This window comes from Flavobacterium celericrescens, from assembly GCF_011392075.1.
GTDB classification, from domain to species: Bacteria; Bacteroidota; Bacteroidia; order Flavobacteriales; family Flavobacteriaceae; genus Flavobacterium; species Flavobacterium celericrescens.
In genome coordinates, this window is sequence record NZ_JAAJBV010000007.1 from 82191 (window position 1) to 102044 (window position 19854).

The window sequence follows — 19854 nt, forward strand, 5'->3', positions numbered from 1 at the left end:
ACTATGCACATTGCTTTTCTTACCCCCGAATATCCTCACTCGAAAGTTAAACATTCGGGAGGGCTTGGCACGAGTATCAAAAACTTGGTAGTTGCCTTAGTTGAAAAAGGAATACGTGTAACGGTTTTTATTTATGGACAACCTCAAGCCGCTGTTTTTGAAGAAAATGGTGTTATTTTTCATTTGATTGCCAATAAAAAATATCGATTTGCAAAGTGGTTTTTTTATCGAAAGTATATTCAAAACTATGTTAATTCGGTTGTTAAAAAGGAGAGAATAGATATTATAGAAGCACCTGATTGGACTGGTGTAACAGCTTTTATGCGTTTTGATATTCCTTTGATTATTCGTTTTCATGGTAGTGATACCTATTTTTGTCATTTAGAACAACGTAAACAAAAGTTTAAAAACCGTTTGTTTGAAACGGTAGCGGTTCGAAATGCGCAAGGCTATATTGCGCCTACCAAATATGCTGGTGAAGTATCGGCTCAATTGTTTGGCTTGTCTAAACAGCAAATTACTACCATTCATTATGGGTTGGATTTAAAACAGTTTCAAAATGAAAGTCCAGCCCAGTTTGAAAAAGGGTTGTTGTTGTATATAGGAACAATTATAAGAAAAAAAGGTGTTTTTGAATTGCCAGCAATTTTTAAAAAAGTATTGGAACAAGTGCCTACCGCAAAATTGGTTTTGATTGGTGGTGATTCATCTGATATACAAACAGGAAGTGCTTCTTCTTGGGAATTAGTGAAAGCTACGTTTGATTCGTCTGTACTTGAACAAGTTGATTATAAAGGAAAAATACCTTATTCAGAAGTGCAAACGTATATTAAAAAAGCTAACGTGTGTTTGTTTCCTACTTATGCAGAAACGTTAGGAATGGTAACCATAGAATCTATGGCGATGCAAAAACCTGTTGTGAATAGCAATATTGGTTGGGCACAAGAATTAATGGAAGATGGAAAAAGTGGATTTTTGGTGCATCCTTCACATCATGAAGAATATGCTAATCGTATTGTCTCTGTTTTACAAAACGATGGATTATATACTCAGCTTGGAACATCGGCTTGTTCATTTGTTTCAGAGCGATTTGATATTGAAAATGTAGTAAAAATGAATATTCAATTTTACGAATCTAAAATACATCTTTAGTATGCTAAAATCCTTAAAAAAAATAGCAAGTAAATTGCATAAAAGAGTAAGATTGATATTTTTTTATGGACGTCGTATTACTTTTTCAAGAACTAATGATACCAAAACAATCATTATTTGTTTTGATGGTGTTTTTTCACATGGTGGTTTAGTAGACAGGATAAAAGGAATGATTTCGTTTTATGAAGTAGCAAAACAACTAAATTGTGATTTTAAAATAAGATTTGATCACCCGTTTGATTTAGATGTTTATTTTGAACCAAATGACCATAACTGGAAAATAGAAAAAGAAGTGCAATACAATCCATTTGATACAGAGATTCTTTATTTGATGGATAATTTTGATTCTAATCCGCTGGCATTAATTCAACAATCTAAAGCAAAAACAATTTTAGTGTATTGTAATATTGATTATTCTAAAACTATGTTTCCAGAATACACAGTAGAGCAACATGCTAACCAATGGCGAAATAATTTTAATGAACTCTTTAAAAAATCGACATTTTTATCACAAGAAATTTCAAAGTTACCTCAGGAAGAACATTTGGTATTTCATACTCGTTTTACCTCTTTGATGGGAGATTTTAAAGATTCTTCAGTCAAACTAATTTCAGAACAGGAAAAACAGCAATTGATAACAATATTGGTTGAAAAAATTCATCAAAAAGCATTGTTGTATCCTAATCGTTCGGTTTATGTTTTGTCTGATAGTGTTATATTTTTAGATTACATTCGTAAAAATACTACATATAAAGTTTTAGAAGGAACACCAAAACATGTTGATATCAAAAATAATGATGCCAGTTTGGAATCACATACCAAAACCTTAACCGATTTCTTTTTCATAGCATCGAGTGATAGCGTATATTTGTTAAAAGAAAATAAAATGTACATGAGTGGTTTTTCAAAATATGCAGCCATTTTAGGCAATAAACCATTTGAGGTAATTCAATAATAGATGATTGTAGTTGTTCACAATACTAGGATAGTAACACAAATAGTTACTGCTGATGGAAATCATTTAGGGCTTTTTAAAAAAAGTATTGGTGCCACTTTGTTTGATTTGGCTAAAAAATATCCTGAAGAAGTATTAGCTTGGTGTGATGAACGTGCTTATACTTGTTTTGATGCACACATGGCTTCAGCTTTGTTGCATCATGATAAAATGATATTGTCTTTTAATCCAAATATAAACGAGTATCTAAGTACACGATTTGGGTATGTAGATCATGCTTCTATTTTATCGATTCCAAAAAATGTTTCTTTTTTTACTTGGCAAGTATCTGCTACAGTTGGTGTAGTAAAGTCAAGTTTGTTAAACGCTTTGAATGAATTAGTTCCAAATAAAAATGAACCTTTTGATTATTTATTGCAATCGTTGACCAAGCGAGCTATGCCAAATGGTTTGTTTTGTTATTCAGAGCCTAAATTATTGACTCGCTCCATAGGTTTTAATCAAGAATCGAGTTCAGACTATATTTTGTTTCGATTTGTAAAGCAACACAAAAGTTTGAAATGGTTGGTTGTTCTGTTTTTTAATATTTTGATGTATGAAAAAAGACTTTCCATTTTACCTTTGATTTATGCATTATTTTTTGCTGCCCGAAAATGGAATAATAAGCAATTAGAGAGGGTTGAAGTTTGTTCTAAAAAGCAAGTTGTTTCAACTGGAGAAATTGACGTAATTGTTCCTACTATTGGCCGTCCAGAGCATGTTTATCATGTTTTGTGCGATTTGCGAAATCAAACGCATTTGCCTCAAAAAGTAATAGTAGTAGAGCAAAATCCAGCGCTTAATAGTAATTCACAATTGAACTTTCTTACTCAAGAAATTTGGCCATTTATCATAGATCATACGTTTACACATCAGCCAGGCGCTTGTAATGCTAGAAATATAGCGCTTTCTAAAGTGACGAGTGAATGGGTTTTTATGTGTGATGATGACAATCGATTTGAAGCTACTTTAATTGAAAAAGTATTGGCTAATGTAAAACAATATGGAGTAGAAGTGCTTTCGACAGCATATCCACAAGTTAATGAGCGTATTGATTATATGACAATTCATCAAACTACAATTTTTGGTTCAGGAAATAGTTTCGTAAAATCTTCTTATTTGAAACAAGTACAATTTGATGCTACTTATGAGTTTTGTTATGGAGAGGATTTTGATTTTGGAATGCAATTGAGAAAAGCTGGTGCTGATGTAGTATATTTTCCAAGTCCAGCAATTACCCATTTAAAAGCGCCAATGGGCGGGTTTAGAATTAAACCTGTATTCAAGTGGAGTCAAGATGTTGTGCAGCCAATTCCATCGCCAACTATTTTATTAAATTATTTGAAGTATAGAACCAAAGAGCAAGTTGATGCGTATAAAACTATTTTTTATTTTAAAAAGTGGAAAAAAAATGTTTTTCAAAACCCTTTTGTATTTTTAAAAGAGACAAATTTGCATTGGAACGCAAGTAAAAAATGGTCAGAAAAAATTTAATCGATGTTGAAATTCTATACCTATATAAAAGAAATAACCCCAGAAAATCGTAAACGCGTTTTTCCTATGCTTTTTGATTGGTTTTATTTGGAAAATCCACTTGTAAAAGAATACTTTAAGCAGGTAGAAGCAATTGAAGAAGCTGATGTTTGTATTTTACCCATTGATTTAGGCTTTTATTTATCTAATAATAGAAAACAAGAGGTTGAACAGTTTATTGCTGCTGCAAAGCAAAACAATAAAAAAGTTTGGATATACAGTGGAGGTGATTTTGGAACTACAATTGAAGAAGATTTGATAACTTTTAGATTGGGAGGGTTTCATTCAAAAATGAATGCAAATACTTTTGTTATGCCATCTTTTGTTAATGATCCTTATAGCACAATTATTACATCAAAATGGCAACCACTCTCTAAAAATGAAAAACCAACAATTGGTTTTGTTGGAAATGCAGATGGTTCATTTTCTAAATGGGTAAAAGAAGCATTAATTTATTCAAAACAAGTTTTATTGCGATTACTGAAAAAAGATTTTACAGATAATCAATCTTTTTATCCGTCAAGTAGTATGCGATTCAAATTGTTAGATAAGCTTAGGGTTTCTGATAGAATTGATGCAGATTTTATTTACAGAAATAAATATAGAGCAGGTGCGAATAATGAAGCTCAAAAAAGCAAAACAACTTTGGAGTTTTATGAAAATATTGAGCGTAATTTATACACTTTTTGTTTGCGAGGTTCTGGAAATTTTTCGGTTCGATTTTATGAAACATTGATGATGGGAAGAATTCCGGTTTTAATAGATACTGATGTTCGTTTGCCCTATCATAATCATGTAGATTGGAATAATCATTGTGTAATTGCTACATCACAGAACTATATTGAACAAATTGTAGCTTTTCATGAAAAACATTCAGAAGAGGAGTTGATTGAAATACAGAAAAAAAATAGAAGATTAGCTTTAGAGCAATTGAATAGACAGGCTTATTTTATCTCAATTTCTAAATTAGAAAACAGTATTTGATATGCAATTTACTTTAATTATTTGTACTTACATGCGAGCGCAACCTTTGCTAAAGTTGTTGCAGTCTGTTAATTTGCAATCATTGTATCCTAATGAAATTTTAGTAATTGATGGTTCAATAGATGACAACACACAAAAAATGTTAGTTGAGAATAAGTTTCAAAATTTAACGTATTATAAAGTTGATGCTAAAGATCGTGGATTAACTAAGCAGCGTAATTATGGTATAGCTAGAGTTCAAGAAGCCAGCGAAATAATTTGTTTTTTAGATGATGATACGGTTTTGGAGTCAAATTATTTTGAAGAAATTATAAAAACGTATGCATTATTTCCAGAAGCATTAGGAGTTGGCGGATATATTAGCAATGAAACCAATTGGACCAAAACAACTTCAGATTATCAAGCAAAAGGAAATGAGTTTTGTTACGACGGTTGGAAAAGAAAAGATGGTTCTCGTTTTGTTTGGCGTAAGAAGTTAGGCTTGGATAGTAATCGTGCTCCAGGTTGTTTGCCTGAGTTTTCTCATGGAAGAAGCATTGGTTTTTTGCCGCCTTCTGGTAAGATATATGAAGTAGAGCAATTAATGGGAGGAGTTTCTTCGTTTAGAAAAGATATATTTAAAGATTTTCAATTTTCTACCTATTTTGAAGGTTATGGATTGTATGAGGATGCAGATTTTACATTACGCCTTTCTAAAACAGGAAAATTATATGTGAATACCGCAGCTCAATTAGGTCATTTTCATGATGCATCTGGGCGACCAAATAAATATGATTATGGCAAAATGGTGGTTAGAAATGGTTGGTATGTTTGGCGAGTTAAGTATTCAAATCCTTCGTTTACTGCTAAAGTGAAATGGCATTTAATTACTTTGTTATTAACTGCAATTAGAGGTACAAATATTTTCACAACTAAAAAAAGAAAAGAAGCTGCTACCGAGACTTTCGGACGAATAGTGGGGTGGTTTTCATTAATTTTTAATAAACCATTATGATAAAATTATTTTAATAAAATTCTTCTTTTATCTCAGACAGTATTTCTTTAGCGACAGGTTTTGAGATAAATTTTTTGATGCTTTTATAATTTTTGGATTTAATTATATCTTGCTCGCTAGTTGATGAAGTTAGTAAATAAACAGAAAAATTTTCTGTATTTATTTTTGGTTCTATTTCTTCTAAAAATTCCCAGCCATTCATGATTGGCATATTGATGTCTAGGAAAATAAAATATTTTTCAATTGATTTGTAATTGCTGTTTAGAAAGTTAATGGCTTCGTTTCCATTTTTAAAAATCATAGGATTGTCTAAAAAACCTGCATTTATGAGCATTTTTTTTAAAATTAATACAGAAACTGCATCGTCATCTATGATTAATAACTGTTTCATGAGTTCTACTCATTTAATGAAATTTCTTTTGATTTGTCAATAATTTCTTTGACAATTGTATCTAATTCTTGTGCTGAATTGTTTAAAATAGCTACTAATTCTTTTGTTTCTTCTGTGGCATTTTTGTCTTCTAAAACGAGTTGTGCTAAGCCTAATATTTGCGAAATCGGAGCTCTCACAATATGTGATTGTGTCCAGGCTATTTCTTTAAGTTTTTGATTTTGTAATTCTATTTCTTTTATATGATTTAGGCTTTTAGTGATGTCATTAGTAAGCATGATTTTGGCCTTTTTTCCATTGAAGGTTATGACATTACTTCTGCTGTCAACAAATATAATATTGCCATTTTTTTTCTTATGGGTCATTATTCTTGAAGTGCTGTCTTCTTTGTCTATTGTATCTTCTTCATGAATAATGGCTTCTATTTTTAAGTTTAAAAAATCATTGTGGCTATATCCGTATAAATTTACAGCAGCTTCATTAACATCTAGGAAAAATAAAGTTTCGATATCATATACACAGATAGGTAATGGGCTTAGTTGAAACAAATCTGAATATAATTGTTCTGATTCTCTTATTTTTACTAAGTTTTTATTTCTTTCAATATTATAAATAATGCTTTTATAAAGAGTAGTACTATTTAAATCATCTTTTAATAAATAGTCTGAAATCCCCAGAGCGAGTGATTTTGTAGCAAATGAAAAATCAGAATATCCTGTAAGTACAACTACAGGAATTTTTTTAGATATTTTTAAAACTTCAATAATTAGCTCGGTTCCGCTTTTGTCTGGTAGTGAAAGGTCAAGAAAGATTAAATCAAACTCAGTAGTTATTTTGTCTTGAAATTCTAGCAATTCTTTAAAACGTTCAAAATGAAAAATGGTAGGGGTTTCAATTTTTTCATTTAGATATTCTTCCAGAAGAAAAAAGTCTCCTAGATTATCTTCAACAACAATTAATTTATAATTTTTATTGTCCTTTTGCATATCATCTTAAAGTGGGCAATTTAGCTATTTTGAACCAAAACTTTCCTAATGAATTGATTACATCAAAAAAGTCATTTATATCTGCAGGTTTGGTGATATAGCAGTTTGCTTGATTATTATAAGTTGCGTTAATATCATTTGAAGATGAAGATGTTGTTAAAATGATGACAGGAATATGCTTTGTACGTTCATTTTGTTTTATATGATGTAATACTTCATGACCATTTAACAGCGGTAAATTTATGTCTAAAAGTATTAAATCGGGAAGTTCAACTTCAGCTCTTCCTTCTTCAAGTGATAAATAATTAAGTGCTTCTTTTCCATTTCTAGCGACATTGATATTAGAATTAAATTCACATTCTTCAAATGCTTCAGTAGTCAAAACAATGTCGCCTTCATTGTCTTCGACGAGTAGAATTTCAATTTTTTTCATTAAATAGTTGCGTTTAGGTTGTTTGTTTAAAAATAAAAGTACAAAAAAAAATCTAAAAATGTAGAAGTAATTCTACATTTTTAGATAAAATTTATAAAAAGTCCTACAAAATTAAGATTTTGGTAATTTAATGTAGAAATTACTTCCCACATTTATTTTTGATTCTACCCAAATTTTACCATTTAAATTGGTGATTATTTTTTTTGCTATGGCTAAGCCTGATCCTGTTCCTGTATCATTAGCACTATTGTTTAACTTTTGGAACAGGATAAAAATTTTGTCAAAATATTCTTCTTCAATTCCAATTCCGTTATCGCTAACTTTGAATAACCAATTTTTTTTTAAATCTACAGCTTCAATAGTTATTGTTAAAGGGCTGTTGTTTTTTTTGAATTTGATTGCGTTGTCGATTATGTTTTTAAAAACAATAAAAATTAATTCTTTATCAGAAAATATGGTAGGTAGGTTTTGGTAATCAATTATAATATTTTTATTGATTTCTTTGGCTTTAAATTGTTCTTCTATTGTGCATATTAGGTTGTGTAAATTTACTTTTTCAGAAATGATTGTTTTATTTATTTTAGAATATTCTAATAGGTCTAGAATGATTCTTCTCATTTTATAGGCACCTTCTACTGCAAAGTGTATGTAGTTTTTACCTTTTTCGTCTAAAACAGGTGTGTATTTTTTTTCAATATGTGTTAAGAAGCTAGTTACAGTTCTAGCGGGTTCTTGTAAATCATGCGAAGCAAGGTTGATGTATTTTTCTAATTCTTGGTTTGTGGTTTCTAGTTCTTGCGCATATTTTTTTAATTGATTCATTTTTTGCTTAATTGCATCATTGTGTTTTTTTAAAACTAGGTATAGCAATAATGCTGTTGATAGGATGTAAAAAGTTCCTTTAATATTTTGAAAATGAGTGATTGCATCTAAATCATTTTTACTCATAAATATTAGGAGCATTTCATCACTGATAAAAATCCATAGTAGTCCGATGAATATGTATTGTAGCGTAACTTTTATTTCTGACTTCATGGTGAATAGATTATGGGTTATACAATTTTTTTAGCGATAGTAAAATAAAAGGTACTGCCTTGGTTTACTGTAGATTCTACCCAAATTTTACCGCCTAAGTTTTCTATTATTTTTTTAACTATTGCTAGTCCCATACCATTTCCAGAATCTTGTTCTCGTGTTAATAATCGTTGAAAGAGTATGAATATCTTTTCAAAATATTTTTCTTCAATGCCAATTCCATTATCTTTTACTGCAAACCCCCAGGTGTTTTTATCAGCTTTGAACGGATCAATTTGAATGATAATGTCTCCGTCTTCTTTTGAATATTTTATAGCATTACTAATTAGGTTTTGAAAAATTTGGATGATTGGTGATTTATAGCAAAATATAGTTGGTAGGTTATTATATTGAATAATAACATTTCTGTTTTTGATTGCATTTTTGTGGTAGCCAATAATTTCTTCAACTAAATCATTGACATTAATTTCTACAGGTTCCTCGTTGTATTTTCCTGCTCTTGAGAATTCTAAAATATCTAATATGATTGTTTTCATTCTCTTTGCTCCATCTACTGCAAAGAATATGTATTTTTTGCCTTTTTCGTCGAGCAAATCGTTGTATTTTTTTTCTAAAAGAGAAAGGAAGCTGGAAATCATTCTTAACGGCTCTTGTAAGTCATGTGAAATGATGTATGCAAAATATTCTAGTTCTTTGTTTGTTGATGATAACTCTTTTGCTCGGTTGTCTAAAATACGATTTAGTTTTTCTAAGTCTTTTGTTTTTTCGGCAACTAATCGTTTGAGTTTGATAGGTTGTTCGGCTAATTGTCTTATAAAGAAAGCAATAATAATACTTAACGCAAGCCCAAAGAAACCAAAGATTGACGCTCTATTTAGGTGTTGTGGGTCTTTTAATTTTACATATAGGTACCATTCGCCAGAAGAAATAAATGTTTTGTATATGATTCCTTTATTAAAGTTAGTTTTATTTTTGAATAAAAATTTATCTTTAGTAGTGTCATTTTTTTCTACTAATTGAAAGTCAAATCGATTTTTACTTCCTGTATCATTTAGTCCGATTGCATTTAGAAATGTTTTTTGTTTGATTATTATGGCAGAGAATCCCCAGAGTTTGTTTTTTTTGTATATAGGTTGTCTGCCTATGATTCCTATGCCACCTTGTACTAAATTTAAAGGACCTTCAAAAAAAAGTTTGTCTTTTTTAACAGCTTCTAATGCAGCTTTTTCATGTTGTTTATCAGAGAAAATGTTATATCCAATGGTTGCTTCATTGCCAAGTAATGGATATGTTTTAGTGATTGTACTTCCTTTTACGAGTTGAAGCGCATCTATAAATTTATTTTTTTCTAATAAATCTTTTGAAACAGATTCGAAATTTTTTTCTTCCAAATCATTTTCCACCAAGAAACTGATGATTTTAACAGCATTATGGCTAAAATTTATGGCGCTTTCTAATTGATTTTTTGTGTTAATTGCTTCTTCTTTTACTTGTAAAAATTCGTTTTCTTTTTCTACAGAAAAAATTCTAAAAGCGATTGTTTGTGTAATTATGAATAACACGAAAAAGGCCATTAAGGCGAGTTGATTTGGCCAATAATCTAATGATTTGTTTATTTTTTTTATTATTTTCATCTTCTTGGTAATGTAAAATAAAAGGTGCTTCCTTTTCCGACTTCAGATTCTAGCCAGATTTTTCCGCCTAAATTTTCAATTAATTTTTTTACTATCGCGAGTCCCATTCCGGTTCCACTATATTCTTCTTTTGAATGTAATCTTTGAAAAATTACAAAAATTTTATTTAAATATTCTTTGTCTACTCCAATACCATTGTCTTCAATTTTAAATAGCCATTTTTTATCTAATTTTTCAAATGAAATATTGATTACTGGTGTGTTGTTTGTTTTTTGATATTTAATTGCGTTTCCAATTAAGTTATGAAAAATTTGGATTAATGGCGATTTGTAGCTGTGAATTTCGGGTAAGTTATTAAAAATAATTTTTGCTTTTGTTTCTTCGATTATTTTTTGATTTATTTTGCAAACTTCATTTACAATTGTATTGATATTAATAATTTCTTTTTCTTCACTAGTATTTTTACTTACTTTAGAATATTCAAGAATGTCTAATATGATATTTCTCATTCTGTATGCGCCATCAACCGCAAAGTGAATGTATTGTTTTCCTTTATCGTCTAATTTGTTTTGGTATTTGTTTTCTAATTGCGTTAAAAAACTGGTTACCATGCGTAAAGGTTCTTGTAAATCATGTGATGCAATGTACGCAAATTGTTCTAACTCTTGATTTGAATTGATTAGATCTTTTGTTTGAATTTCTAGTTTTTTATTTAAGATTTTTAATGATTCTTCATGTTCTTTTCGTTCAGTTATATCTTGAAGAGCTCCTACAATTCTAGTGGCGATGCCTTGTTCATTTCGTATTATGATTCCGCGGTTTATAACAAAAGCATATTTTCCATTAGCTTTGATGTACCTGTATTCTTTTTCCCAGTTTGATTTTTTAGGGTTTTTAATTGCTCTTTTTAATGACTCAATGACTTCTTCTGCCTCGTCAGGGTGAACTCTTGATTTAATTAAATTTAATATGTCAATGTCGTGAATTTTGTTTGGTACGGCATAACCAAATAATTTTTTGAAACCATTTCCTCTATATATAGAGTTTTCTTCTAAATTCCAATCCCATATGGCATCGTTTGTTGCCAATGTAGATTTTTCAAATCGTTCGTTTGAAGCTCTGAGTTCTTCTTCGATTTTTTTTGTAGTGGTAATGTCTTTGTAATATACTGAAAGTCCTTCTTTTGATGGGTATGCACTAACGTCTAACCAAACATCTAGATATTCAAAAAAATCTTGGAAATAAACATTCTTATTGGTTTTTACTGATTTTTTATAATTAATATCATAAACACCGCCTTCTAAATGAGGGAAAAATTCCCAAAAATTCTTTCCTATTAATTCTTCTCTTTTTACACCCGTTATTTTTTCAGATTCTTTATTCCAGTAGGTTACTATCCAGTTTTTGTCTAAAGTAAAAAAGGCATCTCCAATACTTTCTAAAATATTATTGCGTTCTTTTAATGTGCTTTCTAAATCAGCCTGTACTTTCATTCTGTGAATTTTAGCGGCTAAATTTGATGTTACATTATAAAGGAAAGATATTTCGCTATATTTCCATTTTCTTTCTAGGCTACAATCATCAAAACCAATGAATCCATGTAGTGTATTGTTAATTGTTATGGGTAGAATTAATACTGATTTGATATTTTGAATTAATAGGGATTCTTTAAGTTCTCCTTCAGGTAATTGTGAAACAATGGCTGTAAAAGGTTCTCCTTTTTGTAATGGGTTAAAAAAATCAGAGAATGATGCTACTGGGATATTTTGCCATAGCGGATTTTCTATTTCTGGTTCTATATGTTCTTGAGTCCATTCAATTTTTTGACTACAACTTTTTGTGTTTGTTTCAGGATGTTCATGTATTTCAAAATAATAAACTCTATCCACATTAATTGTATTTCCAGCGATTTTAAAAACATTGTTTAAAGATTCATACCAGTTGTTGGATTGTAATAGTTCTGTAATAATGTCTGTTAGGGCTGATAAATAATTGTTTTTTTTGGCTAATTCAAGTTCATTTTGTTTTTGAGTGTTTATGTCCTGTATGCTTCCAGAAATTTTAATGCATTTGCCTTTTTTATCTTGCTCAGATTGTCCAATACATCTAATCCATTTATTTTTATTGTTTTTTGTTCTTATTTTAAATTCTTTATCAAAAGAATCACCAAACTTAATTAAATTATTAAAAGTTAGGTTTACATCTTCCTTGTTTTTGTCAGAGAATGTGTTTAAAAAATCTTTGTATTTAATCTTTGTATCTAGTTCAAATTCAAATATTTTTTTTGCAATATTTGATAAAAATATTTCATCATTATTTTTTAAAGTATATTCCCAGCTACCCACTTTGGCGAGTTTTGCTGTTTCATGAAATAGTTGTTGAAGTTTCTTGATGTCAGTTATGTTTCTACCATAAGCAAATACTTGTCCTTCTTCTCCAAAAATATCTGATGAACTCCAAGAAATCCATATATAATCTCCGTTTTTTGATCGATATCTGTTAGTAAAGTTATAAGAATTTCGTTCACCCGTAATGTTTTTTTCATATTCTTTATTAGAAGTATTCAAATCGTCGGGATGTAAGAAAAAGGTGAATGGATTCGCCATTAATTCTTTTTCACTATAGTTTAATAATTTACAGAATGCTGGATTTACTTTAGTGAAATATCCTTTTGTGTTAACGATTGTTAAAATATCTGAAGAACTTTGAAACATTAGGTACAACATTTCTTCTTGTTCTTTTCTTTTGATCTCTGCACCAAGAAAATTTCCTAAGTTTAGGAAAGGTTGCGTTCTTAATTCATCATTTTTTAAGTCTTCATTGGCGCTTAGAATTAATGTTCCAATGAAATTATTGTTGTGTAAAAGTGGTATTCCTATAATTGATTTTATTTCTAAAGAGATGGCAAGTTCGGTTCGTTTGAATTTTGTTGTTATTTCTTCAGGGGTCCAAATTTCAGGTTCTTGTTTTTGCCATAAAGTACCTGGTAGTCCATCTCCTTTTTCAAAAGAATTGATTGAGTTTGTTTTTTTGTAAATCGAATCTGTTTTTTTATCTTTTGTAAGCGATTGAATTAGATGGATTTTGTTTTTATCATTATTAAGAATCCAAATTTCTGCAGTTAGAAAGTCTCCATATTCTATTAAAAATTTTAATGAAGATTCTAAAATTTTTTTTAGGTTTATTTCTTCTTTAAAAAATGTTGCTAGTTGGTTTTCTATTTTATTTTTAATTCTTGAATTTATCTTAGAGTTGTTGTTTTTTAATACACCAATAATTTTTTGAGGAATACCTTTATCGTTTCTAATTACATGGACAGTATCTTCGATGTGTGAATATGTGCCATCTTTTTTTATAACACGAAATTCTTCAGTCCATTTGTTGTCGTTGTTTTTTAAAATAAAATTGTCCCAGCTTTGTTTAGCTGCTTTATAGTCAGCTGGATGAACGAGTTTTTCCCAATCATTTGACGAAAAATTTTTATTATCGTATTCAAGGCTAAAATAGTTGTAGAAATTTTCGCTGAAATCAACAATTCTAGTTGTTAAATCAACTTCATATATTATGTCATCGGTGATTTTATTTAGAAGGTCAAATCTTTCGTTGTTTTTTTTAAGTTGAGATTGTGTTTCAATTAGATTAGTTACATCATTGCTATTTATGATGTAGCCATTAATTGTATCGTCGTTAACATGATTTGAAATTGCGCAATTGAGCCAAATCCACTTATTGCTTTTTGTTTTAAAGCGATGTGGAGTACAATCTACAGCATTATTAGTTGCAATTTTTTCAAATTCGACTTTTATTTTGTGTATGTCTTCAGGATGAATGTAATTGAAAATATTTTTTCCTATTAGTTCGTCTTCTTTGTAGCCAATTATTTTTTCAGCATTTGAACTAATAAAAGTATAATTACCTTTTGTATCAATAATGGCTGATAATTCTAGACTTCGTTGGTTTAGTGCTTGATATTTTTTTTGATTTAAAACGTTTAGGTTTTCAATCACTTTTTTTTCTGGCATAGCTTAAATAAATTAGAAAACAGATATAGTTTTAAAAGAACCAAATGCTAGTGTTTTGATTTTATGAATATGGGGGTTATTCAATTCAAATCACTACGTAAAGTTAATAAAAAAAATATTAAAACATTATGTTTATTGTAATAAAATATTGATTTTATTGAGGTTTTGTTAAAAGTTTAGCTTGTGGTTTGTTTTATGTAACAATTGAGGATTTTACAAAAAACATAATCTTTCCAAATAATACCACTTATTAATAAAACAGGACCACTTGTTAATAGTTGATTGATTCTCAAGTATGGTTGCAGCAACTTTGTCTCACCAAAAAGAAAGAATTAATTAAACTGAACGCTTATGAGAACAAAGATACTTATACTAGTTGCTAAAATTAGCTTGATTGTTCTTTTATTATTAGATACAGTTGCTTATTCACAATGTGTGAATGGTGCTGTTCGTCCAGCTGATAACTTTATAGTGAATACTTATTCTCCGAGATGTAATAATGGAACAGATGGGGAGCTTCGCTTTTCAAATCTATATAGTACAGTAGGAACAAATGATTTTACCAACCAACAATATTCTGTTCGAATTTTAAATGGACCAAATGGAAGTTCTGTTTATTCTATTCCTTTAAATTCTTCAAATTATACAGTAACAGGATTGTCTGCGGGAGTTTATACAGTAGATATAATTGATCAATGTGGTGGTAATAGTGCGGATAGAGTGGTTACGATACAAAATCCACCTGCGAATATTCCAATTATCAATACTAATGTAGTTTTAAAAGATAAATTTACCGATACTTCTTTAATAGGTTGTGGAAATGTGTTCAAGTTTAGATTGAAAACAATGTCTGGAACAACTACAGGTAATGTGACCTATGTTTTTACTAATAATTTAGGAGCATCATTAACTTTTATAAATCCAATTCAACAGTCTGCTAATCCAAATTTTACAGGATTCGTTATTGATATTAATATTCCACAAGATTTTTTCAACGGAGCAAACTTAAATTATACAGGATATAATTCTTGTGGTGCAATCACTGGAGGTGTTTTAGAATTACCAGTTGATCAAACAATAATTTTTGACACTCCAAAAATTGTAAGTGTGTCAAATCCTGTAGATCAATGTTTGATAGGCTATGATGTTAAATTTTTTAGAATTAATGTTGTTAATCCAGTTCAAATAAGTGTTGAGGAGTTAAACAATCCGGGTGCAATTCCATTAGATATTAACAATCAACCTATAGTTGCGCAACAAGTTAATTTAACCCATTTAAATGCTACCCCATTAGGAGGTTCTACACCAGTTTCTTTGGGATTACGATTTGATGTTGATTATGTAATCACATTAGTTGATGCTTGCGGTTTGACTTATCAAAAAAACATCAAACAAGAGAGCGTTCCGTTTGCACCACAAATTTCATGTAGTAATGGAGCTAGTGTAATAGATTATGCGGGTTATTTTGATGATGTAACTTTCTTAAATTTTAATGAATTGCCAATTTCAAGTTTGGCGGTTCCACCTTTAACAATAACTTTTAATTCAGGTCCCAATACATATTCAACACAATCAGGAACCGGAAGTCAGGTGACTTCATCTGCAATTGGATACCCTTTTTCAACTATTATAACTACTCCAAATGTTCCTTCATTGTTATCTAATGATGGTGTAAAATCATTTCCTGCAGGGACATATAATTTTACCGTAACTGACGCTTGTGGAAAAACAAGTACGTTTGATTACACTGCTACTTGTTTGAGAAATTCAGCGATATCCCATACTATGAATTACTGTGGTCCTATTACAAGTATGGTTCAGGTGATGATTTCTATTCCTGCGGTACTTACAAATACGTATGCAGCGATATATAAATCTGATGGAACTGTCGTAATTTCAGGCATTATAAGTAATGGAGCTCCATTTAACTATTCTAGCGCAAATGGAGGAACTCTTAATGTTAATCTTCAAAATAATGAAACTTATTATTTTAGATATGGAGGTATGATTTCTCAAAATGCACTTTCTCAACCAGATCAATTAGGGGGTGTTAACGGATTACCAAGACTTTCAGGAGGTTATTTGTATGAATATCAATTTAGTGTGGATTTGAATCCGTTTTATTTTACTTCTATTGATGCTTGTGATACTTCTGTAAACATGGTAGCAACTGGAGGAAAAGCACCATACACATATACTTTGTTTGATGTTGCAGGAACTACACAATTGACATCATATCAATCTTCTTCTTCGTTTACGGGGTTGGTTCCTGGAACCACTTATACTGCTAAAGCAAAAGATGATTGCGGAAGAGAATTTACACAACAATTCTACGTGTATCTTGCTCCTAATCCAACGATTGCAAGTTTAGTTCAACCAACTTGTCAATCTTCTATAGGAGCTGTAACATTTGGTAGCTTACCTGCGAATTGGTCTATTACAGAAATGAATTCAGGAACTGTTTACACAGGTACAACTCCTACATACACCATATCAAATCTACAAGCTGGGACATACAATTACATCTTTAAAGATGTAAATACGAATTGTGCAAATCAGATTGCATTGCCAATTTCAATTGTGGCTTATACAAATTGTCCGATTGCAACTAATGATGTGGTTTTATACACTGGTGGTTCGGTTTCTACTATAAATGCAACATTGAATGATATACAAGGAGCACAAGTTAATCCTACAACTATTAGATTGATTGCGCCTTCTATTGCTACAGACTTGGTTTTTTGTAGTACAGGACAAGTTATTGGGTTTGAAATTCCAAACGAAGGGGGTTGGGCTGTAGACATTGTTTCTGGTGTAGTAACTTTTACTCCTTTTGTAAATTTTGCAGGGATTCCAAGTAATGTTTCTTATAATGTTAAAGATTTTAATGGTAATGTAAGTAATGAAGCAGTTATTAGTTTTGATTTGCTACCAATAGCTGTAGATGATACTTCTTATTATGCTGTTGGAACAGCTGTGACAATTAATGTAGTTTCAAATGATACTTTAGGTGATGTGGTGAATCCTCAAACAGTTGCATTTGTTGCGCCAACTTCTCCTAGTGGAATAGTTACTACGCCATTAAGTATGGTAGTTCCTGGCGAAGGCTCTTGGTCTATTGATGCTGTTTCGGGCGCTGTAACATTTGTACCACAAGCAGGATTTTATGGTACACCAACACCTAAAAATTATCAAGTAAGTGATTTACAAGGAAATGTTTCTAATCAAGCCGTTATCACATTAAATTCTCAATGTGAGTTAGAAGTTACTTGTCCAAATTTTGGTATTACTACTGTACAATGTTACACCGAAATTCCTACGGCTACAACTTTAACAATAGCAGCATTTGAACAGCTTGGTGATAATTCGGGTACTATCGGTGATACTTCTTGTGGAAATGTAGTTATTACAGCTACTAACAGCAATTTTACGGGTTGTAATTCAGATGTTGTTAGAACTTATACTATATCGGTTTATGCTGATACTAATTTGAATGGATTGAAAGATGTTAATGAAAATGCAGTTTTAAGCACTATAACATGTGCTCAAGTGTTTCATGTAAACGATACAGTTGCGCCTGTTTTTTCAAGTGTTTTACCTGCAGATGTAGTAGTAGAATGTAATGCTATTCCTGCTGTTGAAACTTTGCAAGCTACTGATAACTGTGGTGTGGTAACAGTTGTTTCTCAAGATCAAATGGTTTTAGGAACATGTAATAACTCGTATGCGATTGTTAGAAGTTGGATAGCAACAGATGATTGTGGAAATTCAGTAAGTCATGTTCAAAATATTACTGTTCAAGACACTACTTCTCCTGTGTTTACTTTTAATGTTCCGTCAGAATTAACTATTGAGAATGGAGATGCAATACCAACTTATACCGTTACTGCTATTGATAATTGTGGAGTTGCCACAATAACATATGAAGAAGAAACTATTCAAGGAAGTTGTTCTGGAAATTATGAAATTATAAGATATTGGACAGCTACAGATTCATGTGGGAATGCAGATATGATTTCTCAAGTAATTACGGTTGTAGATACTACGGCTCCTGTTTTTACAGAAAATTTACAAGAAGTAATTTATGTAGACTGTGGAAGTATTCCAGTTGCACCACAATTGAATGCTACTGATGCTATAAGTGAGGTTACGGTAACTTTTGAAGAAACAAAAGAACAAGGTGATTGTGTAAGTATGTCTAGAATTATTAGAAAATGGACTGCTGAAGACGCGTGTGGCAATAGTTCCACTTTTACTCAAGTATTAAATATGGCTTGTGAGATTACAATATTTAACGCATTAACACCTAATAATGATGGTAAAAATGATGTTTTTTATTTAGAAGGAATAGAGTGTTATCCTAACAACTCAGTAGAAATTTTTAACCGATACGGAGCAAAAATCTTTGAAGTTAAAGGATATGACAATGTTAGCAATGTATTTACTGGTAAATCTGGTGCTGAATGGAATGTTTCAGGAGATGTATTGCCAACAGGAACTTATTTCTACATTATTAAATATGATTTTGTTATTGAAAATTTAGGTGAAAGAAAAGATGTTCAAAAAACAGGTTATCTGTATGTAAACAATAATTAGTAAGGAATAGTTGAGTTTTTTAAGTTCAATTTTTGGGGCTTATTACCATGAAAGGAGTGTCTTAACTCCTTTCGGGTAATAAGATTAATAAACCTAGAAATGCTTTTACTCAATTATAATTCTTAAAAAACTCCCAAAAATTGACATCATGAATTATTTAACTCAACTCGTAAAAGTAATCCCCATTTTACTTTTATGCTTGACTGACGCATTATTTGCGCAACAAGACCCACAGTATACAAATTATATGTATAACACTATGAATGTTAATCCGGCCTATGCAGGAACAAAAGAAGTAATGAGCATACTAGGAATGTATAGAGCTCAATGGGTAGGCTTAGATGGTGCGCCAGTAACAAGTACTTTTTCTTTGCATTCTCCTATTGGGGTATCTAATATGGGACTTGGATTGTCTTTTGTAAATGATCAAATTGGTCCTTCAGATGAAAATACCATTTCGATTGATTTTTCATATCGATTAAATTTTGATAACCTATCTACTTTGGCTTTGGGTATTAAAACGACTGCTAATTTACTGAATGTTGATTATACTAAATTGAGTATATATGATCCTACAGATCCACAATTTCAGAGCAATATTGATAATCGTTTTTCGCCTAATTTTGGTGCGGGTGCTTATTGGTATTCTGATCATCATTATGTTGGGTTGTCGGTGCCAAATTTTTTAGAAACGAAACATTATGATGATAATGATATGACTAGCTTGGCTAGAGAAAAAATGCATTATTATCTAATGGCAGGCTATGTATTTGATCTTACTTCAAATATTAAAATGAAGCCTGCTTTTCTTTCAAAAGTAGTAGCAGGAGCTCCTTTTCAATTGGATATGACGGCAAATTTTTTGTTTCATGAAAAATTAACGGTTGGTGCAGCCTATCGATTAAATGCTTCTGTGAGTGGATTAGTTGGTTTTCAATTATCTGACAAGTTATTTGTTGGTTATTCATATGATGCAGAGACTTCAAAATTAGCTAATTACAATTCGGGTTCTCATGAAATATTTTTGAGATTTGAGATTTTTAAAGCCGAAGAAAAAATTTATTCCCCACGATTTTTTTAAAGTATCTAAATTTTTGGAT

13 protein-coding genes are annotated in these 19854 nt (G+C 30.5%); 7 read left to right on the forward strand and 6 right to left on the reverse strand.

The annotated features are described in order from the left end of the window. The first annotated feature begins 3 nt into the window (after window positions 1-3). Genes G4L40_RS10155 through G4L40_RS10175 form a run of 5 tightly spaced genes read left to right on the forward strand, consistent with a single transcriptional unit; the run spans window position 4 to window position 5657 of the window. Window positions 4-1152 (forward strand): glycosyltransferase family 4 protein, encoded by a 1149-nt coding sequence (locus tag G4L40_RS10155; RefSeq protein ID WP_166237085.1) that lies wholly within the window; start codon window positions 4-6, stop codon window positions 1150-1152. Between the two features lies 1 nt (window position 1153). Then, window positions 1154-2107 carry a hypothetical protein gene (locus G4L40_RS10160; protein WP_166237086.1) on the forward strand — a complete coding sequence of 318 codons (954 nt, stop codon included), beginning with the start codon at window positions 1154-1156 and terminating at the stop codon, window positions 2105-2107. 3 nt (window positions 2108-2110) lie between these two features. Continuing rightward, window positions 2111-3640: a glycosyltransferase family 2 protein gene (locus tag G4L40_RS10165; RefSeq protein WP_166237087.1), complete on the forward strand. Its 1530-nt coding sequence runs from the start codon at window positions 2111-2113 to the stop codon at window positions 3638-3640. 3 nt (window positions 3641-3643) lie between these two features. Beyond that, on the forward strand, window positions 3644-4663 hold the full coding sequence (locus tag G4L40_RS10170; RefSeq protein ID WP_166237088.1) for an exostosin domain-containing protein: 1020 nt from the start codon (window positions 3644-3646) through the stop codon (window positions 4661-4663). 1 nt (window position 4664) lies between these two features. Then, window positions 4665-5657 carry a glycosyltransferase family 2 protein gene (locus G4L40_RS10175; protein ID WP_166237089.1) on the forward strand — a complete coding sequence of 331 codons (993 nt, stop codon included), beginning with the start codon at window positions 4665-4667 and terminating at the stop codon, window positions 5655-5657. Between the two features lie 10 nt (window positions 5658-5667). Here G4L40_RS10175 and G4L40_RS10180 read toward each other — a convergent pair whose 3' ends face one another. The 6 genes from G4L40_RS10180 to G4L40_RS10205 all read right to left on the reverse strand — a co-directional run bounded on the left by G4L40_RS10180 (window position 5668) and on the right by G4L40_RS10205 (window position 14158). Beyond that, window positions 5668-6048 (reverse strand): response regulator, encoded by a 381-nt coding sequence (locus tag G4L40_RS10180; RefSeq protein WP_166237090.1) that lies wholly within the window; start codon window positions 6046-6048, stop codon window positions 5668-5670. A gap of 5 nt (window positions 6049-6053) precedes the next feature. Next, window positions 6054-7034 (reverse strand): response regulator, encoded by a 981-nt coding sequence (locus G4L40_RS10185; protein WP_166237091.1) that lies wholly within the window; start codon window positions 7032-7034, stop codon window positions 6054-6056. A gap of 1 nt (window position 7035) precedes the next feature. Continuing rightward, window positions 7036-7467, reverse strand: coding sequence for a response regulator (locus G4L40_RS10190; protein WP_166237092.1), 432 nt, complete (start codon window positions 7465-7467; stop codon window positions 7036-7038). 111 nt (window positions 7468-7578) lie between these two features. Further along, window positions 7579-8502, reverse strand: coding sequence for a sensor histidine kinase (locus G4L40_RS10195; RefSeq protein ID WP_166237093.1), 924 nt, complete (start codon window positions 8500-8502; stop codon window positions 7579-7581). A 17-nt stretch (window positions 8503-8519) separates the two neighbouring features. Then, the gene (locus tag G4L40_RS10200; RefSeq protein ID WP_166237094.1) at window positions 8520-10136 is read right to left on the reverse strand and encodes an ATP-binding protein; all 1617 of its coding nucleotides are present in this window, start codon (window positions 10134-10136) and stop codon (window positions 8520-8522) included. Continuing rightward, window positions 10133-14158, reverse strand: a complete 4026-nt coding sequence (locus G4L40_RS10205) for a PAS domain S-box protein (protein WP_166237095.1) — start codon at window positions 14156-14158, stop codon at window positions 10133-10135. Before G4L40_RS10205 ends, G4L40_RS10200 begins: the two co-directional genes overlap by 4 nt. A gap of 351 nt (window positions 14159-14509) precedes the next feature. Between G4L40_RS10205 and G4L40_RS10210 the strand changes: the two genes are divergently transcribed. Beyond that, the gene (locus tag G4L40_RS10210) at window positions 14510-18754 is read left to right on the forward strand and encodes a T9SS type B sorting domain-containing protein (protein ID WP_166237096.1); all 4245 of its coding nucleotides are present in this window, start codon (window positions 14510-14512) and stop codon (window positions 18752-18754) included. A 148-nt stretch (window positions 18755-18902) separates the two neighbouring features. Further along, on the forward strand, window positions 18903-19835 hold the full coding sequence (locus G4L40_RS10215) for a PorP/SprF family type IX secretion system membrane protein (RefSeq protein WP_166237097.1): 933 nt from the start codon (window positions 18903-18905) through the stop codon (window positions 19833-19835). The last annotated feature ends 19 nt before the right edge of the window (window positions 19836-19854 follow it).